The sequence below is a fragment of the Clostridium luticellarii genome, from assembly GCF_002995845.1.
Classification (GTDB): Bacteria; Bacillota; Clostridia; order Clostridiales; family Clostridiaceae; genus Clostridium_B; species Clostridium_B luticellarii.
This window is the reverse complement of the sequence record NZ_PVXP01000033.1, coordinates 1-21,389: the sequence shown is the minus strand read 5'-3', so window position 1 is coordinate 21,389 and position 21,389 is coordinate 1. Positions and strand designations below refer to the sequence as shown.

Sequence of the window (21,389 nt, the reverse complement as noted above, 5' to 3'; positions counted from 1 at the left end):
AAACTTTAAACATCGTATTGAATTAAAGAATTGACATCATAACCCTTTAATTTTTCCCTTCCCCTGAGCCCCGTTAATTCTATTACAAATTCTACAGCTTCAACTTTTCCACCGGCTTCCTCCACCAGTTTTACCACAGACCTAGTAGTTCCTCCAGTTGCAAGCAGATCGTCAACTATTGCAACTCTCTGCCCGGGTTCTATTGCATCTTTGTGCATCTCCAGTTCATCATTGCCATATTCCAGAGAATAGGTGGTTTTCAAAGTTTCACAAGGCAGCTTCCCTTTTTTCCTAACAGGTACAAAACCAGCACCTATGGCATAGGCTATAGGTGCCCCAAACAAAAAACCTCTTGCTTCAGGGCCCACAACTATATCTATATTCCTATTTTTCAAATATGCAGATATTTTATCCACAGTATATTTAAAAGCATCTTTATCCTTAAGTAAAGTAGTGACATCTTTAAAACTTATTCCTTTTTTGGGAAATCCCTCTATCACTCTTATATTGTTTTTTAGATCCACTTATACTCCCCCTCAAAATGACTTTATAATTTTACAGCTGAATTTCTAACCCTGATTAAATATTTCCTCTATTCTATAATTATATATTAAACCTTGGCAAATATTCAAGTCACAGCATTTGCATATCACACAATTTCATTTTTCAAATACTTGGCTATCTGCTCTGCCCTATCCATATTTTCTGTTATGAAAAGTTCTACTGTAATTCTTGCATTGTCTATATATCTCTTGTTTTTTATTGAACACATCATTTTGCTGGAAAGCTCACATATACTTTTTCTGTTCACGTTTGAAATGTCATTCACCTTGAGCATAGCCCTTACTCCATAGTTATTTGTATAATTTATACAATATATGCCCTGGTTAACCATAATTCTATTTTCACCACTTATATCTGCCTGCCTTGAAAGAATTCCCAGTGCCACAAGATCAAGGTATTTCCCTATACATTTCATTTCATAGTACATTGATACGGCCTGACACAATTTAAAAGTCAATCCTGCTGCAGTTAGATCTTTATACGGATATGTACATTGTTTTTGATTCGGATCCACAATAATGGTTCCTGGTAAAACCCCTTTACTTTTATGGTAATCTGTTATTATAACATCAATTCCTAAATTTTTACACAATTCTATCTGAGAAACAGAATTGATACCGCATCCTGCAGTTATTATAAGCTTCGCACCTAAAAACTTTATGTGGTTTTCTATTATATCCGATTTTATATCAAAATCATTGATCTCATCAGATATGAAATATTCTACATCTGCATTTAGATATTTAAGTACAAGTAATAACAAAGACACCGAAGTTATACCATCTAAATCACAAGTGCCATATATAACTATTTTTTCTCTTTCATTTACAGCTTCTATTATTCTTTTTAAAGCTTCCCCCATGTTTCTCAAAAGAAATGGGTTTTTCATGCCCAAAAAATTAAAACCCTGTATGTTTTCTTTTTGCATCTCCATAATAAGACCTCCAAATTTATCGAAAGCACTTATATTATAAATGATATTGTCTTCTATTACAAATACAGTATAGTTAGATTTTCTACAATAAAAAAATCCAGAGTTTCAATATACTCTGGATTTTTTATTTTATCATATTGAATGTAATTTTTAAATGTCAGTTATGTGGTTTCATGTGATTTTTTTCTATTCTTCAGCATATGTTTTTTTATGATAACCCAGCATGGACTAGCTATACATATGGAAGAATAACATCCTGTAATTATTCCTATCAGAATGGGCTCCGAAAAAACCCTAACGGAAGGAACTAAAATATATACAGCAGTCAAGGTTATTACAACGGTAAGTACGGTATTTATGGATCTGGCCAGTGTCTGTGTGACGCTGGCATCTGCCACAATTATAGGATCCACCCTTCTCATATATTTTTGATTTTCTCTTATCCTGTCAAAAACAACTATGGTATCATGTATTGAATACCCTATAACTGTAAGTGCTGCTGCTATAAAATTGGAATCTATGGAAACTCTAAGTACCGCATAAACAGACAGCATTACAAGTACATTATGAATTAAGGATACAATAGCTGCCATACCAAAACTGAGCTCAAATCTTATACCTATATATATAAACATGGCTACAATGGCTATAACAATGGCTTCTAAAGCTTTGATCCTGGTTTCCTTTCCTATAACAGCTCCTATATTTTCCTGGTTTGTCAGACTGCTCTTCTTGTATTTAGCCTTGACATCCTTCACAATTTTACTTACATCGTCATTGGTAAGTGAGGTAGCCTTTATAGTTATAGATTTATTGTCGGATTTATTGGATTGAAAATCAGTAGAATATTTCTTTATTATGCCATCCACATCTGCTTTGTTAAAATCCGTGCCTAAATTTATCTCCACTATGGTACCGCCTTTAAAATCCAATCCATACTCCAGTCCTTTTGTAGCCATAGTGAACATTCCAATTACAATTATTATAAGGGAAATAGTAAACCATATCTTTCTTTTTTCAACAATTTTATATATACCATTCATGCTATTTTACTAACCCCTTTCTAAAATCATGTACACCAAAAGTCCCAATAGTCTGCTTATGATTAAACCATCCTATGTTAGCTACCAATTTCATAAGGGTTCTGGTTACAGTTACTGCAGTAAACATACTTAAAGCCACACCTATGATCAGTGTAAGGGCAAATCCTTTTACAGAACCTGTTCCCACATTATAAAGCACAAATCCGCATATAATGGACGTAATATTTGAATCCAGAATTGAACTCATGGCTCTTCGAAAACCTGCATCTATAGATGCCTTAACTGTTCTTCCACTTTTGAGTTCCTCCTTAGTTCTTTCAAATATGAGTATATTGGCATCCACTGCCATTCCAACCGTTAAAAGAAATGCTGCGATACCAGCCAGGGTGAGTGTCACATTTACACTGGCAAAAGCTGCCAAAACTATGTATACATAAAGAGTAAGCGCTATATCCGCAATAAGTCCGGGCAATCTATAATATAAAAGCATGAACAGCATTACAAGCCCTATTCCAATTTTACCAGCCATTACACTTAGCGGAAGGGCATTGGATCCCAGAGAGGCTCCTATAGTTTTAACCTGTACGGGTTTTACCGTAACAGGAAGTGCTCCTGATTTTATCAAATCAGCCTGCCTTTGTGCCTCCTCAAGAGTCTGGTTCTTGCCGCTTATGGTAGCTCTTCCATCTGTTATGTGTGCATCCACCTGCGGTTCAGTAAGCTTTTGATCATCCAGATAAATTGCAATTGTCTGCCCCATAAATTTCTGGGTTGCATCTGAAAACTTTTTGGCTCCCTGCTGATTCAATTCCAGATTTATCACAGCTTGATTCCCATTTGTAGAATCAATGGAAGCAGTGGCATCTTTTACATCTTTACCAGTAAGTATGGTCTTATTATCAGGACCTACAAATTTAAGCTCACCGGTTTTTGCCACACCGTCTATTACTTCCTTGGCATCAAATTTTCCCGGTATGTCAATTCTTATTCTCTTCTGCCCTTCTCTGGCAACTACTGTTTCACTTACTCCCAATTTATTAACTCTCATAGACAAAAGTTCCACTGTTCTGTCCATGGTCTTTTGATCCACATTATTTCCCTGAACTTCTTCAAGTACAGAAACTCCGCCTTGAAGATCAAGTCCCCTGTTTATCACTTCACTAAAAGGCTTCAGTTTATATCCTCCTAAAGTCACCCCATATACTCCCGAATAAGCTAAAAAACCTATTAAAATTATGCACAGGAAGAAAACTATGGTACTTTTTACCTTAGATTTCATCTTCATCCTCCTTAACCTGTAAATAAATACTATTTTTTTACAACAGCCCACATTAAAAATTATATTACTTAGTGAAAATACCGTCAATACTATAAACTTAAATAGAATTGCATTATATATTAACTTTATGTAAAATGTCGGTCATTTTTTCATTGTTCTGGCTTTAAGGGCAACAGCACACTCGATTCTCTTTTTTTGCATTTTACACCCCAATGCATAGGGCTCCTTCATATCTCCATTAAAATTATAATTGTTTGCCTGGCATCCGCCGCTGCAGTAAAATCTTGCCCAGCACTCCCTGCATTTAGGTTTATTATATATATGGGCTTCCTTAAACTCCTGGGCAATATCCTTTCTTAAATTGTTCCAATCCTTTAGATTTCCCATTTTAAAATCTTTATTGCCCACAAATTGATGGCACGGATATATGTCTCCATCAGGAGTTATGGCTACATATTCATGTCCCGCTCCACAGCCCGATATTCTTTTATATACACAAGGTCCCCCAGTAATATCTATATTAAAATGATAGAATTTAAACTTTCCATTGTTTCGAAGCATCTCTCCATACAGCTTGTCATACTGTTCATAGATGATTGGCAGATCCTCCTCCCTTATTGACAGTGGATTGTCCTCAGGAAGTACCACAGGCTCTATGGATATTTCATCAAATCCTTCATCCGCAAGATACTTTATATCCTTGAAAAAATCCGTATTTTTTCTGGTGAAAGTTCCCCGGGCATAGTATTGTTTGGATTTATCCCTCATTTTTACCATTTTTTTAATCTTGGGCAGTATGGAGTCAAAGGTTCCACTTCCATCTATCCTCACTCTTACTCTGTCATTTACTTCTTTTCTTCCGTCAATGCTCAACACTATATTTCCCATATTTTTATCCAGATAATCCATTATTTCATCATTTAAAAGTGTGGCATTGGTAGTCATAGTAAATCTTATACTTTTATTGTGTATTTTTTCCTGAGATTTTGCGTAGTCTACAATCTCCCTTACGGCATCAAAAGCCATGAGGGGCTCACCGCCAAACAAGTCAACTTCTATATTTTTTCTAGGACCAGATTTTTCTATGACAAAATCAATAGCTCTTTTTCCTATATCTGCAGACATAAGTTTTCTGCTTCCCCTGTACTCGCCTTCATCTGCAAAACAATACTTACACCTTAAATTACAGTCGTGGGCTATATTCAAGCATAATGCCTTTATATAGGATTTTGAATTGTCATTCTTAAGTGCAATGTTTTCATAGAGATCCTTCGAATATAGCATGTCCTCTTTAATTAATTCTTCTATTTCTTCATACGCCTGGACAATATCTTCTTTTTCATATTTATCTTTGAGCATTTCCAGCGTCTCTTCAGGACCAGGCAGTTTTTCATCATCCAGGATATCATACACCAGCTGGTCAACTTCATGAAGTGCCCCAGAATTTATATCCAACACATAACGGTACCCGCCCTGCATGAATTTATGAATATTAGCCAAATTTTTCCCTCCTACAATCAAAAACAATAATCTCAGCAGCATAATTTTAGGCAGTAACTGTTTAATTTGTTACTGCCTAAAATTTATGTTAGTTTTCACAAGCCAAATTGGCAACTGTGCAAGAAGTTTTGCATGCTGACTGGCATGAATTAGCACATTCTTTACATCCCGGTTTCTTTAGGCTGTCTTTTATATTAGTATTACTTATAGTTTTTATATGCTTCATATTAAACTCCTCCATTAATTAAAGATGTCTTTCTGACTGATTATAACATAAATAATTTATAAAATAAAGTGAAGTCAAATTCATACAAAAGCTACTTCAGATTAATTCCAATCATTCCAGACAGGGCGCCTACTATAAGTGCAAGTACCAATCTCTTAACTCCAGCTACACCTATAACTGCAGAATTTCCGGAAATTACAGAAACCACATACAGTATGAACAAATATAAAAGGGTCACTATAATTCCTATGAGCCATCCTCTCTCACCTATTTTCCTCACTGCGTAAATGGAAGCGTACATTATGCTAAGTATTGTGGTAATCAGATACACTATATAACTTATCTGGGAGCTTACTTCTATAAAAGTCATGACAACGGCAAATATTAAAAGTAAAACCACGGTAATTATAAACCCTCTAATAACTCCTTCTATAGCAGAAAAATAATTATTGCTTCTTTCCAAATTAAAACACCTCCTATCTAATAGTATCTATGTAGATAAAAGATGCTTTATACCTAAATTCTAAACTTCTTTTTTTCCTTCAATTTTGTTCTCACCGGAGTCTTCTGAGGTTTTGTTCTCAGATAACACATTGAGCACTCCTGTTTTGTCAAGCTTTATCTTTATTCTGTCAGGACCTGTCTGAATTGTTATAAAACTTTCGTTTTCCCTTATATTTATGATTTTACCAATTATGCCGCCTTTGGTAATAACTTGATCATTTACTTTAAGATTACTCAACATGGTATTGTATTTCTTCCTTCTTCTGCTCTCTGGCAAAAATACAAGCAAGTAAAAAAAAGCTATTATAACTATCCATGGCGCCAATCTAATCAATGAATCCAACTTATTCACCTCCTTCTAAAATCAAGCGATTCTTATTTATTTTCCCATTGATTAAGTTTTTCTCTTTTATATGAATGAAAATAATCTCCATCAATAGCATTCCTTATTTCTTTCATTAAATTATTGTAGAAATATAAATTATGAAGTACGCAGAGTCTCATGGCCAGCATTTCTTTGGCCTTAAACAGGTGTCTTATATAAGCTCTGCTGTAATTTTTACAAGTGGGACAGCTGCACTTCTCATCAATAGGGCTACCATCTAATTTATACTTTGCATTCAAAAGATTTATTTCACCCTCTGATGTAAATACATGAGAATGTCTTCCATTCCTTGCAGGGAGGACACAGTCAAAAAAATCCACTCCTCTTTCCACCGCTTCAAGTATATTTTCCGGTGTACCCACTCCCATTAGATATATAGGCTTGTTCTGTGGAAGGTATGGTATGACTTTCTCTATAATCCTATACATTTCTTCATGAGTTTCCCCTACTGCCAACCCTCCAATGGCATAACCATCCAAATCCATCTCACTTATTATCTTGGCATGCTCTATTCTTATATCATCATATACTCCACCCTGATTTATTCCAAAGAGCATCTGTTCTCTGTTAATAGTATCCGGAAGTGAATTCAACCTATCCATCTCCACTTTACATCTTTTAAGCCATCTGGTGGTCCTCTTCACTGAATTTTCCACATAATCTCTGGGAGAAGGATTTTTCACGCATTCATCAAAAGCCATAGCTACAGTAGAAGCCAGATTGCTTTGAATTCTCATACTCTCTTCAGGACCCATAAATATTTTACTGCCGTCTATATGGGAATTGAAATACACCCCCTCTTCTTTTATTCTTCTTATATCCGATAGGGAAAACACTTGAAAACCTCCTGAATCAGTTAAAATAGGTCTATCCCAATTCATGAACTTATGCAATCCGCCCAATTCTCTAATGACCTCATCACCAGGTCTCAAACTCAAATGATATGTATTGGAAAGTTCTATCTGACAGCCAATTTCTTTTAAATCTACGGTGGAAACTGCACCTTTTATAGCTGCCAGAGTACCCACATTCATAAATACCGGAGTTTGAACAACACCATGAGGCGTAGTAAATTCCCCTCTTCTTATCCTTCCACATTTTTTAAGCAGTTTATACATCAAAACACCTCATACTTATATAATTGACAATGAACAATTTATAGTTTTTCACCTGAACCTTGGAATTACTTGATGAACATGGCATCTCCAAAGCTGAAAAATCTGTATCTATTTTTAACTGCCTCCTGGTAGGCATTTAATATATTTTCTCTCCCGCATAGTGCACTCACCAACATTATGAGCGTAGACTGTGGAAGATGAAAATTGGTTATGAGTTTATCCACTATCTTGTACTTATATCCAGGATATATAAATATATCCGTCCAGCCTGACTGCTCTCTGACTTCTCCGTTTTCATCCGCTATGGTTTCAAGTGTCCTGCAGGATGTAGTTCCCACAGAAATTACACTGTGTCCGTTTTTCCTTGCTCCGTTAATTATATCAGCAGTTTTCCTCGACATACGGTAGTATTCTGAATGCATATCATGATCTTCTATATTTTCAACCTTAACCGGCCTAAAAGTTCCAATACCCACATGCAGAGTGAGAAAAGCAAGTTTAACTCCTTTCTCTTCTATTTTTTGGAGTAAATCCTCTGTAAAATGAAGTCCTGCTGTAGGAGCCGCTGCTGATCCCTCTTCTTTGGAATATACTGTCTGATACATTTCCTTATCCTTCAGCTTTTCCTTTATGTAAGGCGGCAGAGGCATTTGTCCAAGTCTATCCAGCACTTCTTCAAATATTCCCTCATATTCAAATTTGACTATCCTGTTTCCATCTTCCTTTATCTGAGATATTTCAGCTTTTAATTCTCCATCTCCAAAATCAAATCTATCTCCAACCCTGGCCCTTTTCCCCGGCTTAACCAGTGTCTCCCAGGTGTTGTCTCCATTTCTCTTTAGCAGCAAAATTTCCATTTTACCACCAGTACCCTCTTTTTTCCCTATGAGCCTGGCGGGTAAAACCCTGGTATCATTCAGCACAAGACAATCTCCTGGATTTAAGTAGTCTATTATATCTTTAAATACCCTGTGCTCTACTTTCCCTGTCTCCTTATCCAATACCATAAGTCTTGCTTCATCTCTCTGCTTTAACGGATGTTGTGCAATTAATTCCTTAGGCAGATAAAAATCAAAATCCGTAACCTTCAATATGTTTCACTCCGTTTCATTTTGTCCAAGTTATGTTCAGATGTCAGCAATTATCACCATCAAATAAAGATGATTGTGCTGTTTTTTTATTCGAATTTTTATTTTTTCTAGTCTTGTTAAAATGTCTATAAGCACTGTCAGATGCTATTCTTCCTCTGGGAGTTCTTATTATAAAACCTTTCTGAAGTAAATAGGGTTCATATACATCTTCCACAGTATCCAATTCTTCTCCTATAAAATAGGCCAATGTTTCTATTCCCACAGGCCCTCCATTGAAATTGTCAATTATAGCTTTTAATATCTTATTGTCTATGCTGTCAAAGCCCTCTTCATCCACTTCCAATAATTTCAATGCAAGCTTGCTGGTTTCAACATCTATTGTTCCATTGCCCTTCACCTCTGAATAATCCCTAACTCTCTTCAAAAGTCTATTTGCGATTCTCGGAGTTCCTCTTGACCTTTTGCCTATTTCCATGGCAGCTTCATGTTCTATATTTATATTGAGTATCTTTGCAGATCTAATTATAATTTCACTGAGTTCCTTTTCTCCATAAAACTCCATGGGACACAACATGCCGAATCTATCCCTCAATGGAGAGGTTAAAAGTCCTACTCTGGTAGTGGCTCCTATTAATGTGAATTTAGGCAGATCCAGCCTTATGGATTTTGCAGCAGCACCTTTCCCTATAACTATATCCAGTGCATAGTCTTCCATGGCAGGATATAATATTTCCTCCACACTTCTATTTAATCTGTGTATTTCATCTATAAAAAGTACATCTCTATCATTCAAGCTGGTGAGTATTGCGGCTAAATCACCTGCTCTCTCTATAGCCGGGCCAGAAGTAACCTTCAGACTTCCTCCCATTTCCAGGGCAATTATATTTGCAAGAGTGGTTTTCCCAAGTCCCGGCGGACCATATAGAAGTACATGATCCAGTGCTTCCTTTCTATTCTTTGCAGCTTCTATAAATATATTAAGTTTATTTTTTACCCGGCTTTGTCCTATATATTCACTAAGTCTTTTAGGTCTCAAACTATGTTCGTTTTCAATATCACCCTCCATATTAAATGGAGTGACTATTCTATTTTCCATACCTATCACCTAGCCTAATTCATTAAAAATTTCAAAGCTTCTTTTATCATAGCTTCAATGGAATTGCTATTATCTATGGTCTTTAACGCACTATTTGCTTCTTTTTCAGAATATCCAAGAGCCTTAAGAGCTTCTACAACCTCAGAAGTGGTTTTAACTGCATCAAATTCCCTATTGCCATCTTTATAATTCTCAATTTCCTCTGGTGACATCTTATCCTTTAACTCAAGAATAATTCTCTGTGCAGTTTTTTTACCTATTCCAGGAGCCCTTACTAAATTCTTCTCATCTCCAGATATTATAGAATACTTCAAATTAGCAACACTGCTTATAGACAAAAGTGAAAGCGCTGCTTTAGCACCTATCCCATTTATAGTTAGAAGAAGGTTGAACATGTTTATCTCTTCTTTTGTCAGGAAACCATACAATCCTATAAAATCTTCCCTTACTATTTGCTGTAAATACAATAATATGTTCTCACCTATTTTTGGGGTTTTAGCAATAGTGCTGCCAGATGTATTTATTTTATATCCCATGCCATTGTTTTCAACTATAATATAATCTCTGCTCACACCTTTATATATTCCCTTTATGTATTCATACATCCAAAATTCCCCCATAAAATAAAGTTCAACTCTGATAGATTTCCAGGTTCATCGAAAATCTACATTAACTGATGCTTGATCCCTGCGCGCAGCAGTGCTTATCTCCACTTTAAGAAAAGCAGATGTCCCCAATCTTTGATTTGGTGACAGTCGCTTTCACAGAGTGCGTTGGGAGTATTGACGGCAATTGCAGCCATCGAATAAATGCGGCAGCTTTCGGATAAATATTACCACATATATTATACTTTATCATTTTGAATACCTTAGTTCAAGTGATAATTACACTAATCAAGTCAGTTTCCTTTACATAAAAAAAGCCTTAAAGGCCACTATTCATAGTCCTCAAGGCGTGCTTCCGCTTCTTCTCTGGTATTACATTGAAAATATTTGTCTCCCTTAGTTAAAAGTTTAATATCCTCTGCCTTCAATCTATCTGTACTTATATGGGTAATATCTCTTTTTTTATTCTCTATAAACATATTTCCCTGTTTATCTGTTTTATATATAGCTATGAATCCATCTTTTATCCCCAGCACATATTTACCGGGAGCATATTTATCCACATCTTTTACTAATATTATTTCCCCTGCACTGAATTTCTCAATCTTATATCCTACACCCTTATAGGCTTTTTCAACTTCACTTTTTTTCTTACCGGCTAGCTTTCCTGCGGATTCCTGTTTCTCTACTTGCACTTCTCCACTTTTATTATATTTTATCTTGAATATTATCCTGGCATCATCAGCTACAGCATCATTCATGGAAGAATTTACCTTTACAGTATCATAAGAATTGGAATTCTTTTTAGCTTGGCTTAAGTTTTTTTCCATATTTATATTTTGAAATCCTACCACACATATATAACAACTCAACACAAAGATTAAAATAGTAAAAACAACTAGGACCGTTGTACGAATTTTTCTTCTATCCATAATATCCCTCCTCTATTGGGTATTATGGACATTTTTATAAAAATTATACATATTTATATTATTTTAATTCTATACAGGTATAATTTTTACTGCAGTACAATACACCATTCCTAACGACTATGTTCCCCTGATTATCTATTCTCCAAACTATAGCTCCACTGTTTATAAGCCTGTTTTCAACTCTTTTGTCAGGAGTTCCAGCCCCATCGCTTGTTATAATTGCCACTCTGGGTTTTGTTTTATCCAAAAACTTATCTGTAGTACTTGTATTCAATCCATGATGAGGTACCTTTAGCACATCACATTTTTTAAGTTCACCGGTTTTCAACATATCCTCTTCTTCTGCTCTCTCACAATCACCTGGAAATACATATGTCAACCCATCTATTTTCCCCTGAAGGACTATAGAATTGTTGTTTTCTGTAGATTTATCCTCATGAATTGGTCCAATGGCCTTGAGCCTGAATCCATGAGATCTGATTTCAAAGTTTCTCTTTATATACTCCACAGCAATTCCCATTTTATTTAGTTTATCACTTATATGATTTTTAACCTGATTTTCATGACCCGGCAGATAAACCTTACAAACCTTCCTGGACTGAGCTATTTTAATTATTCCATCATAGTGATCATCATGATAATGAGTAAGTATTATACCATCTATTTTGTTTACCCCATTTAGATCCAAATACCTCATGATTCTTCTGGTATAATAGGCAGCACCTGTGTCTATCAGATAATTTTTATCGTCAGTTTTTATTAGAATACAGTCACTCTGACCTACACTCAAAAAATGGACTTCATAATTTCCAAACTCAGCCAGGGTAACATTGTCCATACATATTATAACTGCAAAAACAACAATAGCTAACATACGTTTCATATCAATTACTCCTTACAAACTGTTGTTATTATTATTTTTCACAATTAAGATTGTTATATTCTAAAAATGTAAAAGAACATTTTTAAATATTTGTATATAATTATGTCGAACAAATATTCTTCTAATATGTCATTTAATAACAAAAAAATTACTCTTTATATTTTTTGTTATATAAAGAGTAATTTACATTTATCATAATATACATGTTAAAAATATTGAACGTTTTCTACAGCAAAACCATAATAACATTATGTATGTGTTTTTAAACTAATAATAATGCCGTCAGCCCTTTATCCCTCAAACTCTTCAGGGAAATCAGCATTGTGATAAACATCCTGGACATCGTCATCTTCTTCAAGTTTATCTATTAAATTCTGAACTTTTTCAGCAGTTTCCATATCAACAGATACGGTATTATCTGGTATCATGGTAATATCCGCTGACAGAAAATCAAATCCCTCTGTTTCAAGTTTTTCTCTCACTTTTCCAAAGTCCTCTGCAGCAGTAATTATTTCAAATACTTCATCCTGGGCATCAAAGTCCTCCGCACCCGCATCCAATGCCTGCATCATGATTTCATCTTCATCAATGTCATCTTTTCTCTCTATAATAATTTGACCCTTAGTCTGAAACATCCATGATACACATCCATTAGCTCCTAGGTTTCCACCATGCCTTGAAAATGCAGCTCTTACACTGCTTGCTGTTCTATTTTTATTATCAGTTAATGCTTTTACTATTATGGCAACTCCCGCTGGTCCATATCCTTCATAAACTATTTCTTCATAGTTTACGCCTTCCATTTCTCCTGCACCTTTTTTGATTGCCCTGTTCACTGTATCCTGAGGCATATTATTTGCCTTAGCTTTCGCTATAACATCCCTCAATTTTGCATTATTATCAGGGTTTGAGCCGCCGGTTTTAGCTGCAATTGCCAGTTCTTTTCCTATCTTAGTAAATATTTTTCCTTTTTTTGCATCTGCCTTGCCCTTCTTAGCCTGTATATTATGCCATTTTGAATGTCCTGACATATAAAATTTCCTCCTAACTTAAGGTTGTAATTACTTTATATTGATCATGCAAATTGTATTATATCATATAAAAGCAGTCTACTACAAATATCAAAAATTATTATGCTTTTTTAGATTTCATTCCTTAATTAAAGTATTATCTACTTTAAAATAGAACTGCTCATCTCCAACTATAAGTTCACATTTTCCATTGGTTATATCTATTATTTCATTTATCAATGGATCCACATCCTCCAAAATGCAATCTATCGACAGCTGAACCTTGTCCTCATATTCTATATTTTCTATTGGAATAGACTTTTGTTCAAAAAAATACTGCAATTTTCCAAGAACTTCATAATCCACAGCTATATCTATAGGTGATCCTTTTACTCTTTCTACTACCTTTGCTTCACCAATTGATAAAACTGCAGATTTCGAATAAGCTTTTATCAACCCGGCTTTGCCTAAAAGTATTCCTCCAAAATATCTTGTAGCCACTATGACCACATCTGTAAGCTTTTTCTTTTTGATCACTTCCAATACCGGTATTCCTGCAGTTCCCTGAGGCTCTTTATCGTCACTGTACCTCTGAACATTCATTTTTTCTCCAACCACGTATGCATATACATTATGTGTGGCCTTTGAATTCTGTTCTCTTACCTGATTTATAAATTTTTTAGCATCACCTTCAGTGTATACCCTCTTTATATTTCCTACAAATATGGACTTTTTTTCTTCAAACCTGGAACTGGCTTGATCTTTTACTGTAAGATATCCCATGTTAACCCGCCTTTCAAAACATCCCTAATTAAATCATAAGTTCATTTAATATTTTAATTCCATTTTCTATATCCTCTTTATTTACATGTGAAAATCCTATTTTAAAATATCTTTTACCTTCCAAAGGATTTTTATAATACAGAGAACCTGGAGTGATCAGAACTCCCCTGCCTATTGCCTCTCTAAAAAGACTTATAGAATCTATTTGAATATTTTCCTTAATTCTCAAATAAAAGTGCAGTCCTCCCCCTGGTTTTATAAAATCCACTTTGTCACCTAAGTACTTGGATATGCACATTTCAGTGTAAATATATATATCCTTGTATTTTACATTCAATTCACTTATGTAATCCTTCCACATACCTTTCCTAATATACAGATCTAATGCCCTCTGCATAAGACTGGAAGTAGCTATATCCGTATTGATTTTAGAGTTTTGAATATTTTCTCTAAATTTTCTTGGAGGTATTAAATATCCAATCCTTATACCAGGCAAGAATATCTTTGAAAAGCTTTTTATATAAATAACTCTGTCACATTGATCAAGACTTTTAAAACTATTATATTTTATATTACTGTCATAAATCAATTCTGAAAGATAATCATCTTCTATTATATAAAAATCATATATTTCTGCCAACCTCAATATACGCCTTTTTTTATCATCATTGTAGCTTATACCCGACGGATTTTGAAAATAGCTCATGGTATAAAAGCATTTTACATTGTTTTTTTGAAGTATCTTTTCAATCTTATCTACATCCACACCATTTTTCTCCACAGGAATCTCAACTATTTCGGCTTTTCTGGATTTAAACACAGACAATGCTCCGCTGTAGGTTGGTTTCTCAACTATCACAGTATCATTTGTATTCAAAATCGATTTTGAAACTACATCTATCCCCTGCTGTGCCCCGGAAACTATAAGTATATTTTCTGCATTGACACTGTTATTCCAAAAAATATCACTTATACTCTTCCTCAACCCCTCATAACCTAAAGGTTCTTGATAAATTAAAGCACTGGAACCATCCCTGTCAAGGACCTCATTTAAAACATCTTTAAACAAATTTATCTGAAAGAATTCTCCACTGGAGGTTTCCCCTGTAAAATCTATATAGCATCTTATTTCGCTGCTGAAGATTTTCTTTAAAACTCTAGAATACTCCCTATTAAGATTTCTATTTATATCCCTCTTCTTGGCGTAGGTTCCACTTCCCATTTTTTGAAGAGCATATCCCTCACTTTGCAGTCTTTTATAGGCATTTACTATTGTAATATTATTCACCCCTAAAAATTGTGCCAATTTTCTTATGGACGGAAGTTTTTCACCATCTTTTATGTTGCTTTTATCTATTAATTTTTTTATATGCTCTTCTATTACCAAATACTTAATTTTTCCTCTGTTTAAATTCATCAAATATTTATTCAATAGAAACTTCATTTCCTTTCTTTATCAAAATAGATTATACATTATTCCATACCATAATAGCAAAAGATCTAGTAATAAAAAACAAAATTTTTACTACTAGATCTTTTCACCTACACAAAAAGTGATGACATCATCTAAATAAAATATACATTTTCTTTAAACAGAGAAGTATCATCTTCCATCTTATAATCTCTGGATTCTTTCTTAATTATATCCCTTTTCCACAGCTCGCTTAAAATTTCTTCCATATTTATATTGTAATTATAAAACAGTTCATCATTTTTTATATCTTCCGAACTTAAAAAACAATCTTTTTCCCTCATATAATTTAGAAGTATTTTTGTAATATTTCTGATATTTTTATCCACATTTTTCTTTAAATAATCCATGGTATATTTTATAGCTTCATTTACTTTCTCAGCATCACTGAAAAATAGATTGTCTACACAGACTTTAAAATCATTGTTTAAATTCATGGCCATAGTCATGGCATCTTTACTTACCATGTGTCCTGATGAATTTACACACAATTTAGAAAATTCTTCTATTGATCTAACTGCTGCAATGTAAGAAGTATGTATTCCATCATTTTGAAGGTACTTTTTACATATGCTCATATCTTTAAATAATTCTCCAAGATAAAACATATTCCATCTTTCCCTGTCCAAATCAGGATAATATCTTCCAACATCATATTTGGAGGTTATCTCCATATCCTTAGAAAATATCAGTCTGGATGAAGATATTATCCTGTGAATAAATCCTCCTTTTAAATCCTGCTCAGGCAGCTGTAAAAAATTACTTTTACTCATAAGTTTCACATGAATAGGAACATTTGCTTCTTCAGTGTACAAATTCTTAACATTATCCATATTATTTTTATACACCACAAGTAAATCAATGTCGGATTCATCCCATAAGTCCCCTGTAATCATACTCCCAAAAACCATAACTGCAAGGATAGAATCGTTAGCCCTAAGTCTTTCAATGGAAATATTAAACGCCTTTTGGTATTGTAAAATAGTCCTTTCCATTTTATTGTTCGCCCCCTTTAAAATTTTGCCTCATATAAATTATACAATCGTATAATATATATTATACAATTATATAATATTTTTTTCACAAAAAATCAATACTTATATCTAAATTTATTCAATATTTCATAGTATTTTTTGATATATTGATCAAATATTTATGTTAATAATAAAAATACCCACAGATAAACATTTGTAAATGCCATTTCCGCAGGTATTAATTTCGTCATTCACTATCTCTATTTCAAAATATCATTTATTCCTGTTTTTCAAAATCACTCTTTGGTACTCCACAAAGTGGACATACCCAATCTTCCGGTAAATCTTTAAAAGGAGTTCCTGGTTTAATACCAGAATCCGGATCCCCTACCTCGGGATCATAAACATACCCACAAGCAGTACAAACATATTTATCCATTAAAATTCCTCCTATGCAATATAAATTATATTATAATTATGTCACAGTTCATTTTTTAAGTCAACATATGTTATTGTCTAATATGCATTATCATTTATTTCCATGATGATTCCAAGACTCAAGTGGATTTGTCCATAGAGAATCTCCCGTTAACTATCTAAAAATTTATATATTTCATTAACAGTTTGATTTATGTTATAATGATTTAAATGTAAAGGTAAAACAAGGAGGACAATTATGGTCAAAAGACATAAAAAGACCCAACCTAAGACTTTTAAAAAAGTGGCTATTATTTTATCTAGCTTGTTAGTAATAGGATTTGTGGTGTTGATGGGTGTATCCCTTGCAATTATAAAAAATTCCCCTAAATTAGATGTAAATCAGATATTAAATTTAAGCGAACCTTCTGTTCTATACGATGACGAAAATAATTTAATGGATGCAGTAGTAACTCCCCAGCAGAGAACAGTGATTTCATTTAGCAGTATGCCACAAAACTTAAAAAATGCCTTTGTGAGTATAGAAGACGAACGATTTTACAAACACAGGGGCGTAGATTTAAAAAGACTTATTGGTGTAATATTAATAGATATCAAAAGTAAATTTGTAAAAAGCTCCAGTATCCAGGGTGCTTCCACAATAACGCAGCAGCTTGTCAGAAGTATATTTTTGTCACCGGAAGTATCTTATAAGCGAAAATTACAGGAGATATATCTTTCTCTTCAGCTCGAACAAAAATTAGATAAGAATCAAATACTGGGAGCATATATGAATACAATCTTTTTAGGTGGAAGAGCATTGGGTGTTGAAGCCGCATCTAAACAGTATTTTGGAAAGTCTGCAAAAGATTTGAATTTGATTGAATCTGCCTTTATTGCCGGTATGCCTCAGAGCCCCTCTGTATATTATCCCTATTCCCCGGCCTCTAAAAAAAATCCATCCATATATTTGGATAGAACCTCTACTGTAATAAAAAAGATGTATGAAAATGGATATATATCTCAGTCTCAGTATGAATCTGCCATAAATGACATCGCAGCAGGCAAATTGGATCTTCAGCCAGAACCTACCGTGAATAACGGTTACAATAATGAATGGTTTACGGTATCTGTAATCAATTCGGTAAAAAAAGATTTAAAAGCCCAATACAATTATAGTGATGACGAAATAGAAAATTTACTTATGTACGATGGTTTGAAAATACATACTACAATGGATAAAAATCTACAGCAAAGTACTCAAAATATTCTGGACAACAGCAGTGTGCTGCAGGCTTCATCATTAGATAAAAATGGCATTGTACAGCCTCAGGCTGCTGCTGTAGTCATGGACTATCATTCTGGAGAAGTCAAGGCATTAGTAGGTGGAAGAGGCACTCAACCTGCCAGATCTTTCAACAGAGCTGCATCTGAAAATTATTTGAGACCTTCCGGTTCTAGTATAAAGCCGTTAACTGTGTACAGCCCTGCCATAGATTCTAAAAAATTTACAGCAGCCAGTATTTTTGAAGATTCTCCATTATCAGATGATGTTTCTTATAAATATACCACCAACGGGGAACCATATCAGCCTAAAGATGACACCTATATCGGCGGCAATATGACCTTGCGAACAGCCATAACCCATTCCATCAATTTAGTCGCAGTAAAGCTAGAAGACAAATTGGGATTAAAAACTGCTGCTGATTATGCAGAAAAATTCGGAATTACTCTCGATAATGATGATAGAAGCAGTATAGCTGCACTGTCTCTTGGAGAACTCCATCATGGTGTAAACCCCTTGATAATGTCTGCTGCTTATGGCGTATTTGGGAATTCAGGTGTATATACTTCACCAAAACTTTATACTAAAGTCGAGGATAGAAATGGGAAAGTTCTGCTGGAGAATAAAACCAAAACAAAGAAAGTTCTTTCTCCTCAGTCAGCTTATGTAATGTACGATATGCTTAAAGGCCCGGTTAGTGCTGAAGGTACTGCTCCCAGTGCAAATTTTGGAAATATGCCCGTAAGAGGTAAGACCGGAACTTCCGGCGACAGTAAGAATCTGTGGTTCTGTGGACTAACACCTTATTATTCCGCTGCAGTATGGATTGGAAATGATGACAATACAGCTATAAACGGTTCAATTAACAGTAATTCTGCAGCCAAACTCTGGGCAAGTATAATGACTCCTTTTCATAAAGGTTTACCTGTAAAAGACATTAAAATGCCTTCTGGAGTAGTAGCCCAGTCAATTTGTTCTAAATCCGGCAAATTACCTGTCCCAGCTTGTTACACGGACCCACAGGGAAGCAAAGTTTATACTGAATTTTTTATATCAGGTACAGTTCCTACGGATAACTGTGATATGCACAATTCCTGGAATATATTTGATTATATTCCAAAAGCAAAAGATAAAACCAATAACAATAAAATCAACGAAGGTAAAAATGCCGGAAATACAGAGGAGAATGACACAAATTTAAATAGGGGTAATGGTAATTCCAACAACAATTCAAATGATGACACAAACAGCAGTGATGTTGATATTGAACCCCCTGATGATACACCTTCTAAAATACCGAATACAGACAACTAAAATCAAGATGATTGACAATGCACAATTAGTGAGGATTTTCGGCTGAAGCCGAAAATCCTCTAATTTTAATATTTGAACTTTGATATTTACTTTTAATTATCCGCCTAAAATTTCTCTCATGCTTTTCAATACCTTTTTCTCTATTCTGGAAACCTGCACCTGATTTATACCTAACATCTTGGCCACCTGAATCTGGGTCTTATCTTTAAAATATCTCAGCATTATAATTTGTCGTGATTTTACATCCAAATTCTTAAGTGCTTCTTTGAGTGCAATTCTATCCACCATTTCCACATCTTCATTTGGATTCTGACTTATCTTGTCTATTAAAAGAACTGGTGACCCATCATCCTGATGTATAGTATCATATAAATACTGCAGACTGGTAGCAGATTCCGTAGCAAATATTAGATCTTCAACTTCCACACCGGAGTATTTCGCCAATTCTTCTACAGTAGGCTCCCTGTTTAACTTTTTTGTAAGTGTCTCTCTGTCATAATGAAGTTTCTTAGCTGTATTTTTTACACTCCTGCTTACTTTTATCATTCCGTCATCTCTCAAAAATCGTTTTATCTCACCTAATATCATAGGCACAGCATATGTAGAAAATTTAACATTATAACCTGGATCAAAGTTATTTACTGCTTTCATAAGGCCCATACAACCTATTTGGAATATATCCTCATATTCATACCCTCTATTTAAAAACTTTTTACTTATAGCTGATACCAGCGGCAGATTTAATTTCACCAATTTATCCAGGGCATCCTTATCACCCTGCTGGGCATATTTGATCAATTCCAAATTATCTTCATAACTACACTTTAATTTTTTTACTGCTTCTTCATTCATACTATTCACCTAACTTAATGAATTAAAAACTTTTTTCATTATTAATCTTGTCCCTTTATTTTTTTTAGATTCCACCTTAAGTGAGTCCATAAAAGTTTCCATTACAGTAAATCCCATTCCTGATCTTTCCAGATCAGGCCTTGATGTGTAAAGAGGCTGCCTTGCCAGCTCTATGTTTTCTATCCCTATACCTTCATCTTCTATAATCAAAGTAAGTTCCCTATCCTCAATAAAAGCCTCAATTTTAACTATACCTTTCTTATTTTCATAGCCATGAATAATAGAGTTTGTAACGGCTTCTGAAACTGCAGTTTTTACATCCGTCAATTCCTCTATAGTCGGATCTAATTGGGATACAAATGCTGCTACCGCTACTCTTGCAAAACTTTCGTTTTGTGATTTACTGACAAACTCTATTTTCATACTGTTATCGTACATAATATTTATCCCCCCATTAAATATTCTCAATTGCTTCCTCAACGCTGCCATAAAGTTTTACAATCTTGAATAGGCCTGAAAGCTCGAATACTCTTTTTACCAAATCAGTTGCTCCTGTAATACACATGGAACCCTTTCTGAGATTTAACTTTTTATACCTGCCAATCACCACCCCTATTCCAGAGCTATCCATAAAGCTCACTCCTGAGAAATCCATTATGAGTTTATTCAATCCATCTCTATCCAACCTATCATCGATTTTATTTCTGACCTCCTCTGCACTATGGTGATCCAGCTCTCCTTTTATACTCACTATAAGTTTATCAACTTTAACTTCAAATTCTAGATTCATAAATTATCCACAGCTCTACTAAAATCACACTACAAAAATATAAATATGACTTTAGCGTTAAAATACTATTTTAACTTTAATTTACCATATAACATCCAGCAATTTCAGTGTTATATGACTAAAGTTCAGTGCATAAACTTTAGCATATGCAAAATATTGCATAGTCCGAGCCAGACATTTTTACCCCCCCTCTGTTATTTTTTATGTAATACGTCTATAATCTATAAAACATTCACCTTAATTATTATTCTATATGTGTCATAATTTTCCTTTTTTTTTCGTTAGTCATTTTATTCTTTATTTTTACCATGTATTTTATTTTTAAACATATAT

General features: G+C 34.2%; 23 protein-coding genes. 1 reads left to right on the top strand and 22 read right to left on the bottom strand.

Annotation, left to right across the window (positions count from 1 at the left end):
• Positions 1-5: 5 nt before the first annotated feature.
• The 19 genes from CLLU_RS11210 to rd all read right to left on the bottom strand — a co-directional run bounded on the left by CLLU_RS11210 (position 6) and on the right by rd (position 16,837).
• A complete protein-coding gene (locus CLLU_RS11210) occupies positions 6-524 on the bottom strand; it encodes an adenine phosphoribosyltransferase (RefSeq protein WP_106009876.1) in 519 nt (172 codons plus the stop codon).
• 125 nt (positions 525-649) lie between these two features.
• Positions 650-1,498, bottom strand: coding sequence for a DHH family phosphoesterase (locus tag CLLU_RS11205; RefSeq protein WP_106009875.1), 849 nt, complete (start codon positions 1,496-1,498; stop codon positions 650-652).
• Positions 1,499-1,659: 161 nt separating this feature from the next.
• Positions 1,660-2,532 carry a protein translocase subunit SecF gene (gene secF / locus CLLU_RS11200; protein WP_207655994.1) on the bottom strand — a complete coding sequence of 291 codons (873 nt, stop codon included), beginning with the start codon at positions 2,530-2,532 and terminating at the stop codon, positions 1,660-1,662.
• A 10-nt stretch (positions 2,533-2,542) separates the two neighbouring features.
• Positions 2,543-3,820: a protein translocase subunit SecD gene (gene secD, locus CLLU_RS11195; RefSeq protein ID WP_106009873.1), complete on the bottom strand. Its 1,278-nt coding sequence runs from the start codon at positions 3,818-3,820 to the stop codon at positions 2,543-2,545.
• 141 nt (positions 3,821-3,961) lie between these two features.
• Complete coding sequence (scfB, locus tag CLLU_RS11190; RefSeq protein ID WP_106009872.1) at positions 3,962-5,320, bottom strand: thioether cross-link-forming SCIFF peptide maturase; 1,359 nt, start codon at positions 5,318-5,320, stop codon at positions 3,962-3,964.
• Between the two features lie 88 nt (positions 5,321-5,408).
• Positions 5,409-5,546 (bottom strand): six-cysteine ranthipeptide SCIFF, encoded by a 138-nt coding sequence (gene scfA / locus CLLU_RS11185; protein WP_106009871.1) that lies wholly within the window; start codon positions 5,544-5,546, stop codon positions 5,409-5,411.
• A 91-nt stretch (positions 5,547-5,637) separates the two neighbouring features.
• A complete protein-coding gene (locus CLLU_RS11180; protein WP_106009870.1) occupies positions 5,638-6,009 on the bottom strand; it encodes a TIGR04086 family membrane protein in 372 nt (123 codons plus the stop codon).
• 60 nt (positions 6,010-6,069) lie between these two features.
• On the bottom strand, positions 6,070-6,393 hold the full coding sequence (gene yajC / locus CLLU_RS11175; protein ID WP_106009869.1) for a preprotein translocase subunit YajC: 324 nt from the start codon (positions 6,391-6,393) through the stop codon (positions 6,070-6,072).
• A 32-nt stretch (positions 6,394-6,425) separates the two neighbouring features.
• Positions 6,426-7,553 (bottom strand): tRNA guanosine(34) transglycosylase Tgt, encoded by a 1,128-nt coding sequence (tgt, locus tag CLLU_RS11170; RefSeq protein ID WP_106009868.1) that lies wholly within the window; start codon positions 7,551-7,553, stop codon positions 6,426-6,428.
• Between the two features lie 65 nt (positions 7,554-7,618).
• A complete protein-coding gene (gene queA, locus CLLU_RS11165) occupies positions 7,619-8,644 on the bottom strand; it encodes a tRNA preQ1(34) S-adenosylmethionine ribosyltransferase-isomerase QueA (protein WP_106009867.1) in 1,026 nt (341 codons plus the stop codon).
• A 43-nt stretch (positions 8,645-8,687) separates the two neighbouring features.
• A complete protein-coding gene (gene ruvB, locus CLLU_RS11160; protein ID WP_106009866.1) occupies positions 8,688-9,740 on the bottom strand; it encodes a Holliday junction branch migration DNA helicase RuvB in 1,053 nt (350 codons plus the stop codon).
• A 14-nt stretch (positions 9,741-9,754) separates the two neighbouring features.
• A complete protein-coding gene (gene ruvA, locus CLLU_RS11155; protein WP_106009865.1) occupies positions 9,755-10,345 on the bottom strand; it encodes a Holliday junction branch migration protein RuvA in 591 nt (196 codons plus the stop codon).
• Positions 10,346-10,674: 329 nt separating this feature from the next.
• Positions 10,675-11,277, bottom strand: a complete 603-nt coding sequence (locus tag CLLU_RS11150) for a hypothetical protein (protein ID WP_106009864.1) — start codon at positions 11,275-11,277, stop codon at positions 10,675-10,677.
• 58 nt (positions 11,278-11,335) lie between these two features.
• Complete coding sequence (locus CLLU_RS11145; protein WP_106009863.1) at positions 11,336-12,160, bottom strand: ComEC/Rec2 family competence protein; 825 nt, start codon at positions 12,158-12,160, stop codon at positions 11,336-11,338.
• Between the two features lie 290 nt (positions 12,161-12,450).
• The gene (locus tag CLLU_RS11140) at positions 12,451-13,191 is read right to left on the bottom strand and encodes a YebC/PmpR family DNA-binding transcriptional regulator (RefSeq protein ID WP_106009862.1); all 741 of its coding nucleotides are present in this window, start codon (positions 13,189-13,191) and stop codon (positions 12,451-12,453) included.
• A gap of 117 nt (positions 13,192-13,308) precedes the next feature.
• Entirely contained in the window at positions 13,309-13,953 is a 645-nt protein-coding gene (locus CLLU_RS11135; RefSeq protein ID WP_106009861.1) for a YigZ family protein, read from the bottom strand.
• A gap of 28 nt (positions 13,954-13,981) precedes the next feature.
• The gene (gene pdxR / locus CLLU_RS11130; RefSeq protein ID WP_420536052.1) at positions 13,982-15,385 is read right to left on the bottom strand and encodes a MocR-like pyridoxine biosynthesis transcription factor PdxR; all 1,404 of its coding nucleotides are present in this window, start codon (positions 15,383-15,385) and stop codon (positions 13,982-13,984) included.
• A 134-nt stretch (positions 15,386-15,519) separates the two neighbouring features.
• Positions 15,520-16,419, bottom strand: coding sequence for a nucleotidyltransferase domain-containing protein (locus CLLU_RS11125; protein WP_106009859.1), 900 nt, complete (start codon positions 16,417-16,419; stop codon positions 15,520-15,522).
• A gap of 256 nt (positions 16,420-16,675) precedes the next feature.
• Complete coding sequence (rd, locus tag CLLU_RS11120; protein ID WP_106009858.1) at positions 16,676-16,837, bottom strand: rubredoxin; 162 nt, start codon at positions 16,835-16,837, stop codon at positions 16,676-16,678.
• 237 nt (positions 16,838-17,074) lie between these two features.
• Between rd and CLLU_RS11115 the strand changes: the two genes are divergently transcribed.
• Positions 17,075-19,414: a transglycosylase domain-containing protein gene (locus CLLU_RS11115; protein WP_106009857.1), complete on the top strand. Its 2,340-nt coding sequence runs from the start codon at positions 17,075-17,077 to the stop codon at positions 19,412-19,414.
• 96 nt (positions 19,415-19,510) lie between these two features.
• On the opposite strand, the gene sigF is transcribed toward CLLU_RS11115, so the two are convergent.
• The 3 genes from sigF to spoIIAA are packed head-to-tail and all read right to left on the bottom strand — an operon-like array spanning position 19,511 to position 21,056.
• A complete protein-coding gene (gene sigF / locus CLLU_RS11110; protein WP_106009856.1) occupies positions 19,511-20,266 on the bottom strand; it encodes an RNA polymerase sporulation sigma factor SigF in 756 nt (251 codons plus the stop codon).
• Between the two features lie 9 nt (positions 20,267-20,275).
• The gene (gene spoIIAB / locus CLLU_RS11105) at positions 20,276-20,704 is read right to left on the bottom strand and encodes an anti-sigma F factor (protein ID WP_106009855.1); all 429 of its coding nucleotides are present in this window, start codon (positions 20,702-20,704) and stop codon (positions 20,276-20,278) included.
• A gap of 16 nt (positions 20,705-20,720) precedes the next feature.
• Entirely contained in the window at positions 20,721-21,056 is a 336-nt protein-coding gene (gene spoIIAA, locus CLLU_RS11100) for an anti-sigma F factor antagonist (RefSeq protein ID WP_106009854.1), read from the bottom strand.
• Between the last annotated feature and the right edge of the window lie 333 nt (positions 21,057-21,389).